16 protein-coding genes are annotated in these 16,598 nt (G+C 49.9%); 3 read left to right on the top strand and 13 right to left on the bottom strand.

Annotation, left to right across the window (positions count from 1 at the left end):
- Positions 1-48: 48 nt before the first annotated feature.
- Positions 49-717, top strand: coding sequence for a TetR/AcrR family transcriptional regulator (locus tag H581_RS0106460; RefSeq protein ID WP_028609299.1), 669 nt, complete (start codon positions 49-51; stop codon positions 715-717).
- 68 nt (positions 718-785) lie between these two features.
- On the opposite strand, the gene H581_RS0106455 is transcribed toward H581_RS0106460, so the two are convergent.
- From H581_RS0106455 to H581_RS0106425, 7 genes are all read right to left on the bottom strand, one after another.
- Positions 786-998: a TM2 domain-containing protein gene (locus H581_RS0106455; RefSeq protein WP_028609298.1), complete on the bottom strand. Its 213-nt coding sequence runs from the start codon at positions 996-998 to the stop codon at positions 786-788.
- A 78-nt stretch (positions 999-1,076) separates the two neighbouring features.
- Positions 1,077-2,282 carry an MDR family MFS transporter gene (locus H581_RS0106450; RefSeq protein ID WP_051250504.1) on the bottom strand — a complete coding sequence of 402 codons (1,206 nt, stop codon included), beginning with the start codon at positions 2,280-2,282 and terminating at the stop codon, positions 1,077-1,079.
- 202 nt (positions 2,283-2,484) lie between these two features.
- The gene (locus H581_RS0106445; protein ID WP_028609296.1) at positions 2,485-2,685 is read right to left on the bottom strand and encodes a cold-shock protein; all 201 of its coding nucleotides are present in this window, start codon (positions 2,683-2,685) and stop codon (positions 2,485-2,487) included.
- 133 nt (positions 2,686-2,818) lie between these two features.
- A complete protein-coding gene (locus H581_RS33265) occupies positions 2,819-3,091 on the bottom strand; it encodes a MerR family transcriptional regulator (protein WP_051250499.1) in 273 nt (90 codons plus the stop codon).
- Positions 3,092-3,223: 132 nt separating this feature from the next.
- Positions 3,224-3,766 carry a DUF3231 family protein gene (locus H581_RS0106435; RefSeq protein ID WP_028609295.1) on the bottom strand — a complete coding sequence of 181 codons (543 nt, stop codon included), beginning with the start codon at positions 3,764-3,766 and terminating at the stop codon, positions 3,224-3,226.
- A gap of 67 nt (positions 3,767-3,833) precedes the next feature.
- Positions 3,834-5,537, bottom strand: a complete 1,704-nt coding sequence (locus H581_RS0106430) for a GMC family oxidoreductase N-terminal domain-containing protein (protein ID WP_028609294.1) — start codon at positions 5,535-5,537, stop codon at positions 3,834-3,836.
- Entirely contained in the window at positions 5,530-6,081 is a 552-nt protein-coding gene (locus H581_RS0106425) for a hypothetical protein (RefSeq protein WP_245599946.1), read from the bottom strand. Before H581_RS0106425 ends, H581_RS0106430 begins: the two co-directional genes overlap by 8 nt.
- 331 nt (positions 6,082-6,412) lie before the next feature.
- Between H581_RS0106425 and udk the strand changes: the two genes are divergently transcribed.
- Both udk and H581_RS0106415 read left to right on the top strand, forming a co-directional pair.
- Positions 6,413-7,060, top strand: coding sequence for a uridine kinase (udk, locus tag H581_RS0106420; RefSeq protein WP_028609292.1), 648 nt, complete (start codon positions 6,413-6,415; stop codon positions 7,058-7,060).
- A 117-nt stretch (positions 7,061-7,177) separates the two neighbouring features.
- Positions 7,178-8,029 (top strand): DNA-primase RepB domain-containing protein, encoded by an 852-nt coding sequence (locus H581_RS0106415; protein WP_028609291.1) that lies wholly within the window; start codon positions 7,178-7,180, stop codon positions 8,027-8,029.
- 127 nt (positions 8,030-8,156) lie between these two features.
- Here H581_RS0106415 and H581_RS0106410 read toward each other — a convergent pair whose 3' ends face one another.
- The 6 genes from H581_RS0106410 to H581_RS0106385 all read right to left on the bottom strand — a co-directional run bounded on the left by H581_RS0106410 (position 8,157) and on the right by H581_RS0106385 (position 16,583).
- The gene (locus H581_RS0106410; RefSeq protein ID WP_028609290.1) at positions 8,157-9,296 is read right to left on the bottom strand and encodes a family 8 glycosyl hydrolase; all 1,140 of its coding nucleotides are present in this window, start codon (positions 9,294-9,296) and stop codon (positions 8,157-8,159) included.
- 38 nt (positions 9,297-9,334) lie between these two features.
- On the bottom strand, positions 9,335-10,276 hold the full coding sequence (locus H581_RS0106405) for a carbohydrate ABC transporter permease (RefSeq protein ID WP_028609289.1): 942 nt from the start codon (positions 10,274-10,276) through the stop codon (positions 9,335-9,337).
- 18 nt (positions 10,277-10,294) lie between these two features.
- The gene (locus H581_RS0106400; RefSeq protein WP_028609288.1) at positions 10,295-11,263 is read right to left on the bottom strand and encodes an ABC transporter permease; all 969 of its coding nucleotides are present in this window, start codon (positions 11,261-11,263) and stop codon (positions 10,295-10,297) included.
- 118 nt (positions 11,264-11,381) lie between these two features.
- The gene (locus H581_RS0106395) at positions 11,382-13,109 is read right to left on the bottom strand and encodes an extracellular solute-binding protein (RefSeq protein WP_425414585.1); all 1,728 of its coding nucleotides are present in this window, start codon (positions 13,107-13,109) and stop codon (positions 11,382-11,384) included.
- A gap of 97 nt (positions 13,110-13,206) precedes the next feature.
- Positions 13,207-15,024, bottom strand: coding sequence for a sensor histidine kinase (locus H581_RS0106390; protein ID WP_245599945.1), 1,818 nt, complete (start codon positions 15,022-15,024; stop codon positions 13,207-13,209).
- Entirely contained in the window at positions 15,015-16,583 is a 1,569-nt protein-coding gene (locus H581_RS0106385) for a response regulator transcription factor (protein WP_028609285.1), read from the bottom strand. Before H581_RS0106385 ends, H581_RS0106390 begins: the two co-directional genes overlap by 10 nt.
- Positions 16,584-16,598 lie beyond the last annotated feature (15 nt).

Raw genomic sequence — 16,598 nt, 5'->3', positions numbered from 1 at the left:
TAGTGCAAGACCTCATTAGCACGAGTACGAGAAAGGAGATAAGCCTCTATGTCGGACGAGAAGGATCAATGGCTGGAGGAGCTTATCCGGCTGACCGAAGGCGAAGAGAAGAAGAAAACCGACAAACAAATTCAAATATTGGAAGCGGCGGTCGAGATCTTCTCGGAGAAGGGCTTCGCCGCCACGTCTACAAGCGAAATCGCGCAGCGGGCAGGCGTCGCCGAAGGGACGATTTTCCGTCATTACAAAACCAAGAAGGACCTGCTTCTCTCTATTGCCGGGCCGATCGCAACCAAGCTGATCGCTCCGTTCTTCATGCGGGATTTTGCGAAGCTGCTGGAGATTCCTTACAGCCAAACCGAGGATTTCTTCCGGGCAATTGCCAAGGATAGACTGCAGTTCGCCCGTAAAAACGTGAAGCTCATCAAGATTCTGATCCACGAGGTTCCCTTTCAACCGGAGCTGATGGAGCAGGTGAAAGGCTTGATGACGAACATTGTCATTCAAAGACTCGAGAAGGTCGTTAAGCATTTTCAGGATCAAGGACAGATTATCGAAGCGCCGCCTTGGCGTATCATGCGGTCCTCCGTCAGCATGTTCATCGGCATGATTATCTTCCACGTGTTTCTGGCTCCGGAATTTCCCTTCGACGAAGACGAGGAGATCGACCGGACGCTCGACATCCTGATGCACGGCATCGCGATGCGGAAGGATTAATGTCGTCCCGCAACGCTGGTAATAGAAAGAGCGCCCGGCAACGATCCGGGCGCTCTTTCTCGTTTTATTTATGGCGTGATTCTTCTTCCTTCACTATCCGTAAACTTGCTGATAACGATCATAATGAAATCGACCAATACCCAGATCCCTAGACCGCCAAGCGTAATGATTTGCAAAATTCCTGTTCCGATTTTTCCTGCGTAGAAGCGATGAATTCCTAATGTCCCCAAGAAAAAGCAAAGCAGTAATGCAGCAACAAACGATTTTGGACTTTTCTCCATGTTCTACTCCCCCACAATAATAGTTCCAAACTATTATATCTATCGGCAGGGTACGTCTAAAACTTTAGACCTATGAATTTATGCGGTGATTCCATTCACTTCATCAGCTGCCTGCCGATGCTCCCGCAACTGCTGCCCTTTGCGGAAGAACGGAAACGCAATAAAGGTTAATAACATGAGGATGAAGAAAATGAGCGGGCCATTCCCGAAGCCCAAGGTCTGAAGCAGGAGTCCGCCGACCCATGCGCAGACGCTTTGCCCGATAAACGCGAACCCGCTCGCGCCAAAATACGCCCCTCTTAAATGCGGGGGAGCAATTTCCCCGATAAGCACATCCCCGGTAACAAAGGAAATAATTTCACCGATCGTGAAAACAACCATCGACAAGATCAACAGAAGCACATGGTCAAATATGCCGAACCCGAACAAGCCCAGACCAAATAAAAAGCATCCCGCCTTTAATGAGGTTAAAGCAGAAAACCGCTTCATCAGCCTCGCCAGCGGATATTGGAATACCAATACGGTCAGCGTGTTCATTATAAAAAGCAAGGAGTACGTCTCGATCCGGTCATGACCGATAAATTGCGACAGCGTCGTATCCAAATGCGAATATGCGCCGACCACGAATGTATTGCCTAGAAGCAAATAAAGGAATACTTTGTCTTTAAACACGATTTGCACCATCTGCTTCATCGGAACGGAAGCCGCTTTCTCCTGCTCCCGGTGCTTGAAGGTCAGCATGAATAACGCCAGCAATACGGCATAAAGGGCAAAAATACAGGCGCTTACGATAAACGGGATAAGCGGAGAAGAACCGCCGGCCCCGAGCTTTAATCCGATTAACGGCCCGATAGCCCCGCCAATATTAATGGTGAAGTATCTCGCATTAAACACGTCCGAGCGTCGTTCAACCGGCGTTACATCGGCGAGCAGCGCTCTGGCCGTCGGTTCGAACACGCTGCGGAAGAGGCCGTTCAAGCCGCTTAATACGAAGTACAGCCATGTTTCGTCCGCCAGGGCAAACCCGATAAATACGAGGCTCCAGGCGGCCATGGATGAAAGAAGCACCGGGTATCTCCCCAGCTTGTCCGACAGCGCTCCCCCGACAAAGCTGCATAATGTCCCTGCCAGAAAACTCACCGCTAAAATAGCTCCGACCGCCGCCGGATCAATCCCCTTCACCTTGCCTAAATAAATACCCAGGAACGGAATCGTCATATAGAAGCCAATGCGCGAAAGGAACGTGCCCATAAGAAGCCCCCAGGCCACGGGATGAAAATCCATACGTTTGACCAGCTTTATTACACCCATCTTGATTTACCATCCTCACTATTCCAGCGACACCCTCGAAGTTGTTTATACCTGTTTCTAAGTATAACCATCCATGCTGGGTTGAAAAGTGTATGTTTTGGACAAGAGATTTCCCCTTTTATGCACAAAAAACGCCCTTGACCGGAGTCAAGAGCGGTTCTTCATCTGTTTGAAATTACAGCTTTACGACATTCTCAGCTTGCGGTCCGCGGTTGCCTTGAACCACGTTGAATTCAACGCGTTGTCCTTCGTCCAACGATTTAAATCCTTCGCCTGTGATTGCGCTGAAATGTACGAATACATCCGTGCCGCCTTCAGCCTCGATGAAACCGAAGCCTTTCTCTGCGTTAAACCATTTTACTGTACCTGTTTGCATAATATTACCTCCAAAAGCTAATTTTTACATGGACTGTTTTAAAAAAAGCCACACACTGAAAAAGGCAGCATCGCAACCCTTTCCAATTCGTGACTTCAGGTCTCATATACGATCTCTCTACAATAGCACAGTTTCATCGATTAAGCAATGAATCCTTTGGCGAAAGTGAGTAATCGTCGAACCTGTTATCCAAAATCTGATCCAGCTCGCTCTTCAACAGCAAATACCGATGAACGCTTCTCGATATAGGAATCTTGGTTAGTTTGTGTTTCTCCACATATTGCTTCATATTGTCCTTCGAGAGACCCAGCGTCCTGCCTGCCTCCGTTACCGTCAATACAACCTCTTTGCTAGTCGCATTAAAGGTTTCTTTCACTTTAAGGTTCCAGTCTTTAAATTCTTGCATATAAAGCAACCTCTCTGTTCCTACTCGATCGGAACACCTCATTATACCATGAGTGCAGCGGTTGCGAAAATATTTTGGAAGTCGTTGGCCGTTCTCCCGACTTTCGTTATACGCAGTCTTCCCGATTTTCCGCTAAGGCACAAGTGCTTCCGTTTTATAATAAGGCGGTACCTGCAGCCATCCTCTTCTCATTAACAGATCTCTGAGCTGGATCGAATACGTCATCTTCCTCATCTGAAATTTGGCGAACATGAACGATACATCCGGCCTGACCGACTCCGTTACTCCCCGGCATGCATAATTAATCCCAAGCACAATATTGAAGCTGAGAAGACAGGCCACTTCTTCATCAGACAATTTAGAGCCTTCCGGAATGCTCCGGAAATCGCCGATGGGCTTATCCGGCGTTCTCTCAGGGAGGGGCACTCCTTCCGCAGTTAGAAACTCCGTTAATTCCTTTTGGATCGGTCCGTGAACATCGTTAATAACTACCTTCAGCAACTCTTTAAGATCAAGATCCTGAACAATATTATACGATACCTGTTCACCGCGCATCGTTTGTTCCGTTGCGGTTAAGTAAAACCACAAGTTCATGACCTCCCCGACATTCAAGGGCGGTTTCTCGCCATCCATAAACGGCTTAACCGCATCGCGAAATACTTCTAAGATATTCATTCCCACACCTCCTTTTCTGTGTTAGAATACCCTCCGGCATGAATATTATTTCATTGCGGTTTATCGCTTAAAAATATGTTTCGGCCAGTTGTTCAGCCGTGCGGGTGGCGAGCGCCTGCGTAGTCAGCGTAGGATTCGCTCCTCCCAGAGCGTTAAAGTGTACACTGTTATCAGCGATATATAACCTTTTCACCTGATAGGCTTCACCATTTGAATCGACGACAAATCCCATTCTCATCGTGCTCTCCATATGTATCATTAAGGAAGCCGGCCAATCCGTGCGAAGCACCTTTCGAGCCCCTGCCTTCCGTAAAATATCGACTGCGATCCGAACCAGCTTGAGGCGGTTCTTCTCACCCTGTTGACCGGGAACGTATCTGACTTTAGGGACGGGACCATGTTCATCCTTATTTAATGGATCAACCGTAACCCCGTTCCGAATATCCACCTCGTCATCGGCGAATATCACGAGGCTTAACGTTCTGCGGTAGTTTTCCATCCAATGCTGAAGCTCCGGCCCTGCAATGCGGCCTTGCGCGTACCATGGCATTCCGCCGTAAGGCGGATGAAGGTTGCTGTATCCGGACTGACTTATGCCGAAGCTCATGGAAGCGGCGAGTCCCGGGCTTAGCCCCGTTACCATAATGGATCCAAGACCCGGATAATCGAGCCTTCCGCCTGACGTATGCCCTACAAAGGGATTAATCTCCGGGCATCCCAAAATCGGGATTAAATCTTTTTCATCGAACATGCCTGTTACCCAGTCAAAATAATGATTCACAAGTCCTTTTCCTACCCACGGATTAGAAGGCAAACCCGAATTGAGCCAAAGCCGCGGGCTTTCGATAGCACCGGCAGCCAGGACCATGACGTCTGCCATGAGTTCTTCCGTCTCCCCCGTCCACGTATCCCGTATTCGCACGCCGATTGCGCGCTGCCCTTCCGAGGGATGCGGCTCCGTCAAGATCCGAATGGCATACGCGTTGGGTCTTATCGTTACGCGGCCTGTACGTAACGCAAGCGGCACATAGCTGACGTTTGTTGAACGTTTCGCGATTTTATCCACCGAGGGTCCGTGCGGACAGCCGTTAATGCAATGACCGGCAAGCGTGCAGCCCGTCATCCAGGACAATTGCTCCAACGAATAGTCCGGATTCGTCAGATGCCGATTCGTTGGGAGAATGGCGTTTGGCTGCGGGCGATAACCTGGCGTTGTCACATTCAAGTCAGGAATCAATTGCCAGCCGGCTTTCATGGCCCCGTAGAAGAACAACTCCTCCTTCGACGTCACCGGCGCAAATTCTACCGGAAGCGTTGCCTCCACTTTCTCGTAATAGGGGATCAGATCCCGGTAAGATATCGGCCAGATGGAATCAACCGACCCGGGAAATGCGCGGGGACAATTAGCCAGATAAGATTGCGTTGTTCCTCCTACACCGGCATTTTGCCAAACGAAACCCCTCTCCGTTACATTCCGATACCAAGGCGGCCGATTCCGGTCTGCCGGCCCCCAGCGAAGCCTGCCCGTGATTAAGTCATTCATTTCACCTTCAAGCTTGCTGTATTGCTCCTTGTATAAAGTTACATTCAAGTCTTCTACGCTGGAGCTGCTTTGCGCCCCCCGCTCCTTATTCGGTTCCGGCCATTCCGAATGACCGTACCACGGGCCTGCTTCCAGAACCAATACCTGTAAGCCTTTCTCACCCAGCTCTTTGGCAATCACGGCTCCGCCGCCTCCCGAACCGATGACGATGACATCCGGGTCAGCCATTAGGGCATCCCCCTTTACCATGAGGATATTTCAATATATATCCGCGAAGATCACGATAGCCGAAAGCCGGCCCGGGATAACCGGATAAACGCCAGCCGGGGGGGAAAAACGCAATCCGTCGGCATTCCGGCGGATAAAGGCGCGTCGTGCCGTACCCGAACCATTCGGAGTAGTATCCAAACATCGTTAATTGAGTTAATGAATCGATCATGGTTTGAATGATGCCGGGGTTGTTACGATAGGGAGGAAGCAGCGAATTCAGAGGGAGATCAAGCCGGTCCAGCAATGCTAAGGCTTGCAGCCTGTCGATTCGGGACAAAGCGGCGAATAGCCCGCCACCGGGAAAAGCCCGGTTATTTAACGGCTGCCGGGAATTTCCGCTCCGAATGAATTGCTCAGCCCCGCTATCCAGCAGGTGAGCCGTTGACTTTGATAGAGAAATCGGAATCTGGTCCGTACCTGCAGGAACGAATTCCGAATGCTCGATATCCCCTGACACGAATTGATCCACGCAGAGCTGAACCGCTCCTGCTATTGTCTCCAACCCTATCTCTCCTGCATGTCTTATGCTCGGCGGGATGATCGCATCCGCCAATGCTTGAAAAGTTGCCCTGATAGCAGGGTCCCACGCTTCCCCAATACCAATGAATTGCGGCATCCCTCACATCACCCCGCTTATTTATAGCTCTTGACGCAACTAATTACGTATATTTGAATTAACCGTCCAGTATGTCTATTGCCTGCAAGATTAAATCCTTCTCATTGTTGAGATGCTACTATCATACAGCCGAGGGTAGAGGAAAATAAGCATGAGCTGTGCTACAATACTACAATTGCTACAATTGCACAGTCTTAGGGAGGTTTATTTCAACAACATGCTCATTATTGGAATCGCCGGCGGGACCGGATCCGGCAAAACGACGGTAGCTTGCTCAGTCATTGAACGCCTGGGATCGGGGAAAGTGACGTTTATATCCCAGGACAACTACTACAAGGACTATCCGGCGCTCAGCTTGAAGGAACGTGAAGCAATCAATTACGATCATCCGCTTGCCTTTGACAATGAGCTGCTCATCGAGAACCTCATCCAACTAAAAAGCGGCCGAACCGCCCATGCCCCGGTCTACGACTTCACCGTTCATGCCCGTTCTGCCGTCGAGACGGTGGAGCTCGAGCCTAATAACATCGTGATTATCGAAGGTCTCCATGTGCTGTCCGACGAGAAGCTGAGAGAGATGCTCGACATTAAAGTGTTCGTCGATACCGATCCCGATGTCCGTATTCTCAGGCGGGTGCTGCGGGATATCGAGGACCGCGGCCGGACCATTCAATCGATTCACGATCAATATTTGAGAACGGTTAAGCCCATGCATGAAGCGTTCATCGAACCGTCCAAGAAATATGCCGATATTATTATCCCGGAAGGCGGAGAAAATGAAGTCGGCATTCAGCTGCTCACCGTGCTGACCGAAAAATATTTAACCGGCAGCCGGACCTGGGCGAAGCCTATGGCGGATCGGTAACATACAACACACGCAAAAATGGGTTTCGCGGTCTACACTTGCCATATCCAATCCGAATATGATTGTGTATAACAGAAACCGCCAAATGAGGCCAGCCTATAAGAAGGATGTGGGTTAATGAAACTAAAGCCGCCCCAATATTCCCGCCTTATACGACAGAGCTCCAGACAAACGCACCAATTCATTAGAAAGCTTGGCTGCAAGGAGAACGAACGGATACGATTCTTATTCGTCCACGACGCCAAACGAAACCGTCCTCATAGCACTTCGTCCGGACATAAGCCGGCAATTAAACTGAATAAGCCGCTGAAGCTTATTGAAAGTCAGGTCACTCAAATGTCACTGCATTCCGGCAGCGGAAAACCTGTGCATATGCTGAACCAAAACGCTAAGGGATATGCCGTTTTCATGGAGATTAACAGAAGGGAAGGACAGAGCGGAGAGATTAAAGCGATCAGGGCGCAGTTTATCGATGTGGATCTGAATAAAATATCGGTGCTTGCTGGCACAAAGGAACAAGCGATGCAGAGAATGAACGCGATCCGGTCTAACCCTGCAGAGCAAATTCAATCTTTTGCAATCACAAGGAATAAACAAGGGCAATACCGGCTGCTGGCTCATCGGACACAAGGGAGAATTGCCAAGCTGAAAAGGGATTTTCTGAAGAAGCACCGGAACAGGATCAAGAACGCGATGATCATCGAAACGAATAACGGCTTTCATATTTATTGGGTCATGCAAGGCGGTTCCATCTCTCGATTCGTTCCGATCCAGAAAGCATTAGCGAGTAAGTTCGGAGCCGATCCGATGATTACCAATCTATCAAGAGTGATGCGGGTGCCCGGCTTCTATCATATGAAAAACCCGGATGCTCCTTACATGGTCCGGGTCATCCAATGGGGAAGAAAAAAACCGTTCACGCAAGACGAATTGATCGCTTCCCTTTCCCTTAAACCCATTCGAAACTAGAAGAGAACGGGGCTTTCTCCTATTTCGAGAAAGCCCCGTTCTCTAAATGTTATAGGCCGCTTCGTCTACGTCCGCCTCCTCCGCCGCTCTGCCGCAAAAAAATGCGTACAGAGCTCATTTCCCTCATTTATTCGGATGGCTTCCAAATGCGGTAGCTGCCGCTTAGGGCAAGCAAGGAGAACAAGTACAGGCAGTTGTCATAGTATCTTCTTGCGCCGGTCCGAACAGGGGTATTCCAGAACAAACGGACAGCGGTCTCCGCATGAGGTCCCGTAGCGGCTAATGAGGCCATTGCATTCGTGGCCAACAAGCCGACGGGATGAAGCGATTTCTCCTCGAACGGTTCGCCGTCGATGCGGTATCTGCGGTAATCCTCCGGTTCTTTGTCCGCAAAAAAGGCTTGAATGCGGTTAACGATCCCGCCGAGCCGTTCATCGCGCCCAAACCACTCGCCGTCCAGACCAATGTTCGCTGCGACACGGTACGAATCGCTGAAGAAGTGGCCATAGCCCTTGTCATTATTCGGACGCCCGTCATAATGCGCATACTCTGGCGCTAGCCCGGTAACCGGATGACAGGATCTCGGAAGGTAATCCCTGCTCGCCTCCGCGGCCTCCTTCCAGAACGCGCGGTCCTCCGGATACGCCCACAGGGCGAACAGTTCGTAGAAGTGAGGCAAGTGATAAGACGGATCGGAGTATTCGCAGTCCGGTATAAACTTGATCAGCTTATTTTGCGGATTCCACATGGGATAGCCCGAGCCGTTCTCGCCTTTGTGGATGCAGGTGCTTAACAAATCCCGTGCCTGCTTGCCGTAATTAAACGGCGCTTCTTCGTCCCCCCAGCGGTGGGAGGCAAATAATAAAGCCATCGCAAAATATTCCTCGCCGTCCGGAGCCGGACCATTGGAACGCCGGGAACCGTCCGTATTGCAAGACCAGGCGAAGTAGCCGGCATGCAAGCCTTCGGTCATATACATATACGTATAAGTCCATTTCCACAGTCGGTCGAAGACGTCCTTGTTATTATACTGCACGGCCATCATCATCCCGTAGGACATTCCCTCTGAACGGACATCGAGATTGCCGGTATCCAGCATGTAGCCCAGGTCTTCGCCAACCGGATAATAAATGCGAGTCTCCTCGCCGCCTTCAAACAGCGCTTCCCAGGCCTCGTTCAGCCTCTTGCCGATCGCTTCCTCGGAATAGCCGAGCTCAGCAAGCAAATTGCGGTATTGACCCGTGTAAAATGCTCCTTCTGCCGCCATCGTTTATCCTCCGTTTTTCTTCTGACATTATGCCCCAATCAGCCTTTTACGCCGCCTACCGTCATGCCTTTCACAAAGTATTTCTGCAGGAACGGATACACCATAATAATGGGCAAGGAAGCCGCGATCGTCATGGTCGCCCTGATCGAGAACGGCGTGACCGCATTGGCATCCTGATTGCCTGCGCTCGCGAACGCGTCGCCGGCCGATTTGGCGGACATAGACGCATTGGAGTTTTGCAATATTTTCTGCAGCTCGTATTGTAGCGTGCTCAAATCAATATTCGAGGAATTGTACAAAAACACGTCGAACCATTGGTTCCATTGATACACGCCGGTAAACAGCGCAACGGTCGCGAGTACCGGGGTACACAGCGGCAGGACGATACTGAAGAAATTCCGATATTCGCCGGCTCCGTCGATCCGCGCGGATTCCAGAATGCTCTCCGGCAGTCCTTCGATAAAGGAACGGATAATAATCAGGTTAAAGACGCCGATTAAGCCCGGCCAAATATACACCCAGAAGCTGTCGATAAGGCCTAAATCCCGGATCAGCAGGAAGTTGGGAATAAGTCCGCCGTTAATATACATGGTCAATATGAATGCGACCGTCACAAACTTGCGCAGCACATAATCCTGTCTGCTGATCGTATAGGCGACCATGGCCGAGCAGAACACGGTTGCTATGGTGCCGATTACGGTTCGCAAGATAGAGATCATCGTCGCATGGAAGATCGTCGCTTCTGCGAGCACATATTTATAGTTGTCCAAGGTCCATTCCCTCGGCCATACATAAATGCCGCCCCTTATGGAATCGTTGGCATCGTTTAAGGAAACGGCCAGCGTATTCAGAAAGGGATACAAGGTAACAACCATCAACAGAGTAAGAAACGTATAATTGGCATAATCAAATATCCGGTCGCCAAGCGACGTGGGCCGGCGCTGTTTAGGTTTTTTGGTCTTAACCGCTAATTCCGCCATCGTGGATGACCTCGCTTTCTAGTACAGTCTGGCTTCGCCAAGACGCTTCGAGATGTTATTGGCTATAAACAGCAATATAAAGCTGACTACCGTCTTGAACATTCCCGCCGCAATGGACAATGAGAAATTGCCTTGGGCGATCCCGTATTTCAGAACAAATATATCAAGATTCTCGGAATAGTCGATATTCATCCCGTTACCCAACAGGTATTGCGGCTCGAATCCCGATTCCATCAAATATCCGATATTCATGATTAACAAAACGACAATGACGGGTTTGATTCCCGGAAGCGTAATATGCCACATCCGCTTGAAGCGCCCCGCTCCATCCATTTCCGCCGCTTCATATTGCGCGGGATCAATCATCGTCATGGCGGCCAAATATACGATCGTGTTCCAGCCTACATCCTTCCATACCGTGCCTGCGCCGAAGATTCCCCAGAAATATTCCGGTATTCCCAAAAACAAAATGCCTTCTTGAATGAAGTTCGACTTCTCGAGCAATTCATTGATGATTCCGTCCGGCGACAGCGTGCTTTGTATAATGCCTGCCGCTACGACCCATGAGATAAAATGCGGCAGATAGCTGATCGTCTGAACGATCCGCTTGAACATGACCTTCCGAACCTCATTCAACAGCAGGGCAAGCACAATGGCGGTCACGAAGCCGAGCACCAAATTGATCCCGCTCATCGCGAGCGTATTTCGTAATACCCGCAAAAATCGTTCATCCGCAAACAAAAAGCGGAAATGCTCGAAGCCCGCCCACTCTTGATCCCAAAAACCTAAAGCCGGCTTATATTTCTGAAAGGCAATCGTCCAGCCCCACAGCGGCAAGTATTTAAAGATAAACAACCAGATCAGAAAAGGCACAGACATCACGACTAATGCGCGTTGTTGGAATAACAGCCTGAAAAACCTGGGGAGTCCCGCCGGTTTTTTGCTCCTCGCACTGGATGACGCTGCGCTTACCGTGTTATTCTCCATCTTTCTCTATCTCCTTCCAGCACGAAATCAGAAAGCGATACGAAAGACCGGCCCTTTACGCCATGAACGTTAAGCCGGCCTTTCGCATGTGTTTTAACCAAATAAACCATTCATGACATTATTGTTTAACTTGCTCTACGATCTTCTTGACTTCGTCCGTCATAAACTTCTCGTAAGCAGCCGTATCCAATTTGCCGAATTCGCCTTGATATTCCGTCCATACTTTTTCAAAATCGGCCGGCTTCGCAAGCACCAGCTTAGGGAAATACTTTTTCGTCAACTCGGTTTTCTTCGTTTCGTAGATTTGCGGCTGAGAGCCCTGCTCCTTCGGAATACCCCAAGCCGGGAACCAAGGACGCTCATCCGGTGCCGCGAACATCTCGGCATACGTTTTTGCCCCGTATTTATCCAAGATCATTTTATCCGCTTCAGTCAAGCTCATTTGGAATACCTCAGCCTGCAAGCCCGGCGCATACGCATTGCCGTCCGCAAGGGTCGAGTTCGTGCCGTAATTCGGCCAGTTCCAGTCATAGTATTTAAAGCCGAATTCCTCTCTGAACGCCTCGTCGATCTTGGCGATCTGTTCAGCCGTGCGGTAGAAGCGGCCTTTCTCATCCACTTCATACGTCTCGCCTTTAATGCCCCAGCTCTTAAGAACCTGATTCTCTTCCTTCAACAGGTTATCGAAGTATTGGACGATCCGCGCCGGATCCTTCGCGCTCACCGTGATGCCAATGCCGCGGTTCTTAACAAAGCCCGGAGGGTCGAGGTATTGGTCCTTCTCGCCGTCGAAAGTAACCGGCAGCGGGAAGTATACGAAATCATCCTTGGCAGGATCTTTTTTCGCCGCATCCTTTAACACGTTCTGCGCATTGCCGATCTGCCAGCCGTAATCGAAGAATCCGACTACCTTGCCGGAAGTCAATTTCGCCAAGTATTGGTCGTAGTTGTCAACGAAGGACGCTTTATCAAACAAGCCTTTTGCATTCAGCTCATTCAGCTTCGAAAGCCAACGTTTTGTCGCATCGGAGCTGGAATACGTCTTCGCTTCCAGCGTGTTCAAATCAACGGTAACCTCGCCGTCATTCGGATAACCCATCAGATGCATCGGCGGGTTCGTCGTAGCGAAGAAGCGCCAGTCATGCGTCAGCGAGATGAAGCCGGTCAAATCCTCTTCCTTATGCTTCGCCACATAATCCTCGACGAGTTTGAAGTATTCATCCAACGTTTTGATCTGCGGATAACCCGCTTCCTTCAACACGCGCCGTTGAACCCAGAACGCGCCTTGGTTAATATTCGGATCCGGAACATATTCCCCGACGACATTGGAGAACGGAAGGAAGTAGATTTTGCCGTCCGCCGCTTTCATTTGGTTAAAATAAGGACCGTAAACCCGCTTAATATTGGGGCCGTGCTCTTCGATCAAATCCGTTAGATCGATAAATGCGCCTGCGCCAAGCACTTCATCGATCGCAGCATCCGGGATAATAGCGTCCGGATATTTATTGGAGGCGATCATCGTGCCGATTTTTGTATTCAGGTCGCCCACCAAATTTTCAAGCTTAAAGTTCACGCCCGTCTGATCCTCTAATATTTTGCCGATTGTCGTTTCGTTCGTGTTGATGTCCTTAGCCGCTCCGGCTCCGTTAAAAATCGTGAACGTCGCTTTCTCCGGCGGTTTCTCTTCGCTGCCGCCGTTGCCGTTCGCGCTGTTCGTGCCGGTATTCGCGTTATTGCCCTCCGATTTGCCGTTACCGTTACCGCCGCTGTTCGAACAAGCGGAAGCGACCACGGATAGCAGCATCACAGCGGTCATAACGAGAAGCATCCATTTTCTTTTCACGATTGTATAGCCCCCTGACACTTATATTTGAAAGCACTTTCATTGTATAATCCAATCCGATCTTTGTTTACCCAATAAACTAAAGGATTTATTACAAAAATCATAGTTGTGTGCCGCCCGGTTCCATCGGTATGGCGATTCGCACGCTTGTTCCTTGCTCAGGTCCGCTTTCCAGCTGGAACTTGAACCGGCTGCCGTATATCATTTTCAGACGGTAAATCACGTTTTGGACGCCGATCCTCTCGCCCAGCTCCTCTTCTTTATCCATATACCGCTCAAATTTCTCCGCTTGCTCGGCGCTCATGCCTATACCGTTATCCTTAATGGCAAACAAGAGGATGCCTCTCTCCAGCACGATTTCCAACTCGACATCTCCGCCGAACTTCAGCTTCTCGATGCCGTGCATGCATGCGTTTTCTACAAAGGGCAAGAAGATCAGCTTAGGAATCATGCAGCCTTCCGCGGCCGGATCGATATGCAGGCGATAATTCAGCCGGTCTCCGAACCGGTATTTCTGAATTTCCAGGAAACAAAGGATGAAGTCGACTTCCTCCTTCACCGTCACCTTATCCTTGTTCCAGGTCAATGAGCTGCGGAACAGCTTGGCCATGTTATGAATGATTTTTGCCGTTTCCGATTCTTTCTTGATCACGCTCCGCATCCGGATCGTCTCCAGCGCGTTAAATAAAAAATGGGGATTAATCTGGCTTTGCAGCGCGTTGAGCTGCGCTTTCTGCCGTTCGAGCTCCAGGCTCTTCTTCTGTATATCCGCCATGTATACGTCATGAATCAAGCTCTTGATCTGCAGCGTCATCCGGTTGAATTCTCCGGTCAACTGCCCGATCTCATCCCGCGTAACCTCCTGCCGGATCGTATCGAACTGCTGATGCTTTACTTTCTTCATATGCTTCAAAATATTGCCGAGCCTCTCATGCATGGATTTGGATATCCAGACGATAATAATCGTCGAGACAAGCAGGTTAAGCGCCGCCAGCCAGATAACAAATTCCCTCGATTGCCGGACCTCCCGGAACACCTCATCCTCCGAAACTCTGCCGACGAGCTGCCACCCTTCCAAGTAGCTGCTGACCGGAACGCCGGTCTTGAATTCAATCGTATCGGAGGGAAGGTCTACCGATGCGTAATCCATCAGCTTCCGGGACCCATCCATCTGAGAATCCGTCGAATACTCGATCATCCCTTTCTCGTTCAACAGGTAGATCGTTCCCACCACATTCAGGTTCGAGAAGATCTGCCGGATGGTCTGCATCTTAAGCTCGATCTTTAAAATCTTTTCCCATTTATTCGATGAATCATAATAGTTCATGCGGCGAACGATGCTGAATGCGGCACGGTTATTCTCATCCTGCTCCCGGACGAGCAAATCCTCCCTTGGCGATCTGGCGAAGACGGGCTGGTTAGCCGAATAGTCACCGAGCTTCTTATACCAGTCCAGTTGTCTGACCTTATCCGATAAGTAACCGATTCCTCCCGAGTGAAGGAGCGTAGGGTTGTCCAAATAAATTTTAATGTTCTGCACCGAGGTGTACACGGGTGTATAGCTGTTCAATATTCGTCTGAAATAGGAGTCATACGCCTCAATATAGTCCGCAGGCTGCGCGTACTCCGATTCGAGAATTTCGTTCAAGTTATTGTCCGTAAAAAAGACCGATGAAACGCTCACCGCATCATCGATCTCAGCCCGAAACTCATTATTCATTTGTTCCAACGCCCGTGAAATATCCTGCATTTTTTGTTTTTTTACATTTTCGCTCGTGACCTGGTAGAACACGATATTGGTCATGACAATCGGCAGAAATACGCACAGGGTATATACAATCAGCATTTTGTTCCTCAGCCGGATATGATCTAAATTAAAAATCCGCTTCATTCCGCTTTCCACCTCGCTCATCGCCATTTATTCCGGTACTCCGTCGGAGTCGTATTTTCCAGCTTCTCAAATTGGGTGACAAAGTACTCCGCATTATTAAAGCCGACCTTCTCCGCGATCTCGTAAATGCGCAGGTCGGTTTGGCGAATCAGTTTTTTGGCCTCCTCCACCCGAAGCTGGAGCAAATAATCGTTAAAGTAAATGCCGTACGATTTTTTGAACAATTGGCCCAAATAGACGGGATTCATATAGAACTGGGCTGCCATGGATTTCAAGCTGATATTTCCCGCAAAGTTGGCATCAATGTAGGCTTTAACCTTCTGGATGCCGCCCTTTAATACATCCTTTCGTTGGCTCGCCATCAGACGGGAGCATTCCCATACGAAGTTCATAAAAAGCCGCTTCAGCTCGCCATTCGAAATATTCAGATCCTGCCAGGCGATCATCGGCTCGAGATGGCGCAGCGACCGCTGCTCGACCCCCATCCTCGCAAGCGTCGTCAGAATACCGGACACGCATTTGTGAATGCTGGCTTTAACCGCCTCCGGCGCGTACAGACGGGTGCGAAATTCATTGAAAATAGCATCAACCGCCTGGGCAATGGCCATTTCATTATGCTCCTCCATGCAATCGTTCAACCTGTGATAGAATGAGCTGTCCAGAACGACGTAGTTCAGCGTTAAATGGTGCAATTTCGCATGGATATAGATCATCTGTTCGTCGTTCGTAAATTTGTACAGAAGCGTATCCTTGGCGCTTAGATAAGCTTCTCTGAGCCTCGCCAGGCCGTCTTCCTCTTTGCCGACGTAGATCGAGACGGGAACTCCCACCGCTTCCGTAAGCCTTTTGTGCAATGACGCTGCGAAGCTCCCGATATCGCAGCGCATGGGCAAATGCGCTGTCGGCATCGCCAGGCCCAGCCGATCCCGATGCTCATGCACGTGGATCCGGCCGGCTGCCGGACTGATGTCCGATACGGCTTTCCGGACCAAGGCCATCATCTGTGCCGTCGTCATCTCTTCCTTGTGCTCTTTCCACGGATGCAGATCGTTTGCTTCAACAAACAGGTAAAAAATCGGGCTTCCCGGCGGGATGCCCAGCCAGCCGCTCCACTCCGGCAGCTGCTTCTCGCTGAATTCCCCTTTGATCAGCAAGTTCACGATCTCGCTTCTCCGCAGCTGATCGCTTTGCCCTTTCATAACCGCTTCTCTCTGCAGCTTCTGATTTAAGGATATCAAGGCTTCCTCCAATACGATCTCGTCGATAGGCTTCAATATAAAATCGCATACGCCGAACTTAACCGCCTGCTGGGCGTATGTAAATTCATTGTAACCGCTTACAACAATGAAACTTGTAGGCAGCTTTTCTTCCTGCACGACTTTGCGGATCAGCTCCAGGCCGTCGAGTACGGGCATTCGAATATCCGTAATGACGAGCTCCGGCTTTCTTTGCCGAATAATTTCCAGGGCATCCTCCCCGTTATCCGCTTCATCCATGACTTCGAACCCGCACGCCGTCCAATTGATCAGCTCTTTCAGCCCTTGCCGGACAAACCCTTCATCGTCGACCAACAGAACCTTATACATGGGCTGCCCCTCCTC

The sequence above is a fragment of the Paenibacillus harenae DSM 16969 genome (assembly GCF_000422465.1).
Classification (GTDB): Bacteria; Bacillota; Bacilli; order Paenibacillales; family Paenibacillaceae; genus Pristimantibacillus; species Pristimantibacillus harenae.
Note: the sequence above shows the minus strand (reverse complement) of the source record. Positions and strands in the feature narration are given on the sequence as shown.

Bases quoted from the DNA above. Each gene is read 5' to 3' on its own strand.
- H581_RS0106445 (WP_028609296.1), bottom strand. From the start codon at position 2,685: ATGCAAACAGGTACAGTAAAATGGTTTAACGCAGAGAAAGGCTTCGGT.
- H581_RS0106435 (WP_028609295.1), bottom strand. From the start codon at position 3,766: ATGAATATCTTAGAAGTATTTCGCGATGCGGTTAAGCCGTTTATGGAT.
- udk (WP_028609292.1), top strand. From the start codon at position 6,413: ATGCTCATTATTGGAATCGCCGGCGGGACCGGATCCGGCAAAACGACG.
- H581_RS0106460 (WP_028609299.1), top strand. From the start codon at position 49: ATGTCGGACGAGAAGGATCAATGGCTGGAGGAGCTTATCCGGCTGACC.
- H581_RS0106415 (WP_028609291.1), top strand. From the start codon at position 7,178: ATGAAACTAAAGCCGCCCCAATATTCCCGCCTTATACGACAGAGCTCC.
- H581_RS0106385 (WP_028609285.1), bottom strand. From the start codon at position 16,583: ATGTATAAGGTTCTGTTGGTCGACGATGAAGGGTTTGTCCGGCAAGGG.
- H581_RS0106410 (WP_028609290.1), bottom strand. From the start codon at position 9,296: ATGGCGGCAGAAGGAGCATTTTACACGGGTCAATACCGCAATTTGCTT.
- H581_RS0106400 (WP_028609288.1), bottom strand. From the start codon at position 11,263: ATGGAGAATAACACGGTAAGCGCAGCGTCATCCAGTGCGAGGAGCAAA.
- H581_RS0106430 (WP_028609294.1), bottom strand. From the start codon at position 5,537: ATGGCTGACCCGGATGTCATCGTCATCGGTTCGGGAGGCGGCGGAGCC.
- H581_RS0106390 (WP_245599945.1), bottom strand. From the start codon at position 15,024: ATGGCGATGAGCGAGGTGGAAAGCGGAATGAAGCGGATTTTTAATTTA.
- H581_RS0106405 (WP_028609289.1), bottom strand. From the start codon at position 10,276: ATGGCGGAATTAGCGGTTAAGACCAAAAAACCTAAACAGCGCCGGCCC.
- H581_RS0106455 (WP_028609298.1), bottom strand. From the start codon at position 998: ATGGAGAAAAGTCCAAAATCGTTTGTTGCTGCATTACTGCTTTGCTTT.
- H581_RS33265 (WP_051250499.1), bottom strand. From the start codon at position 3,091: ATGCAAGAATTTAAAGACTGGAACCTTAAAGTGAAAGAAACCTTTAAT.
- H581_RS0106450 (WP_051250504.1), bottom strand. From the start codon at position 2,282: ATGGATTTTCATCCCGTGGCCTGGGGGCTTCTTATGGGCACGTTCCTT.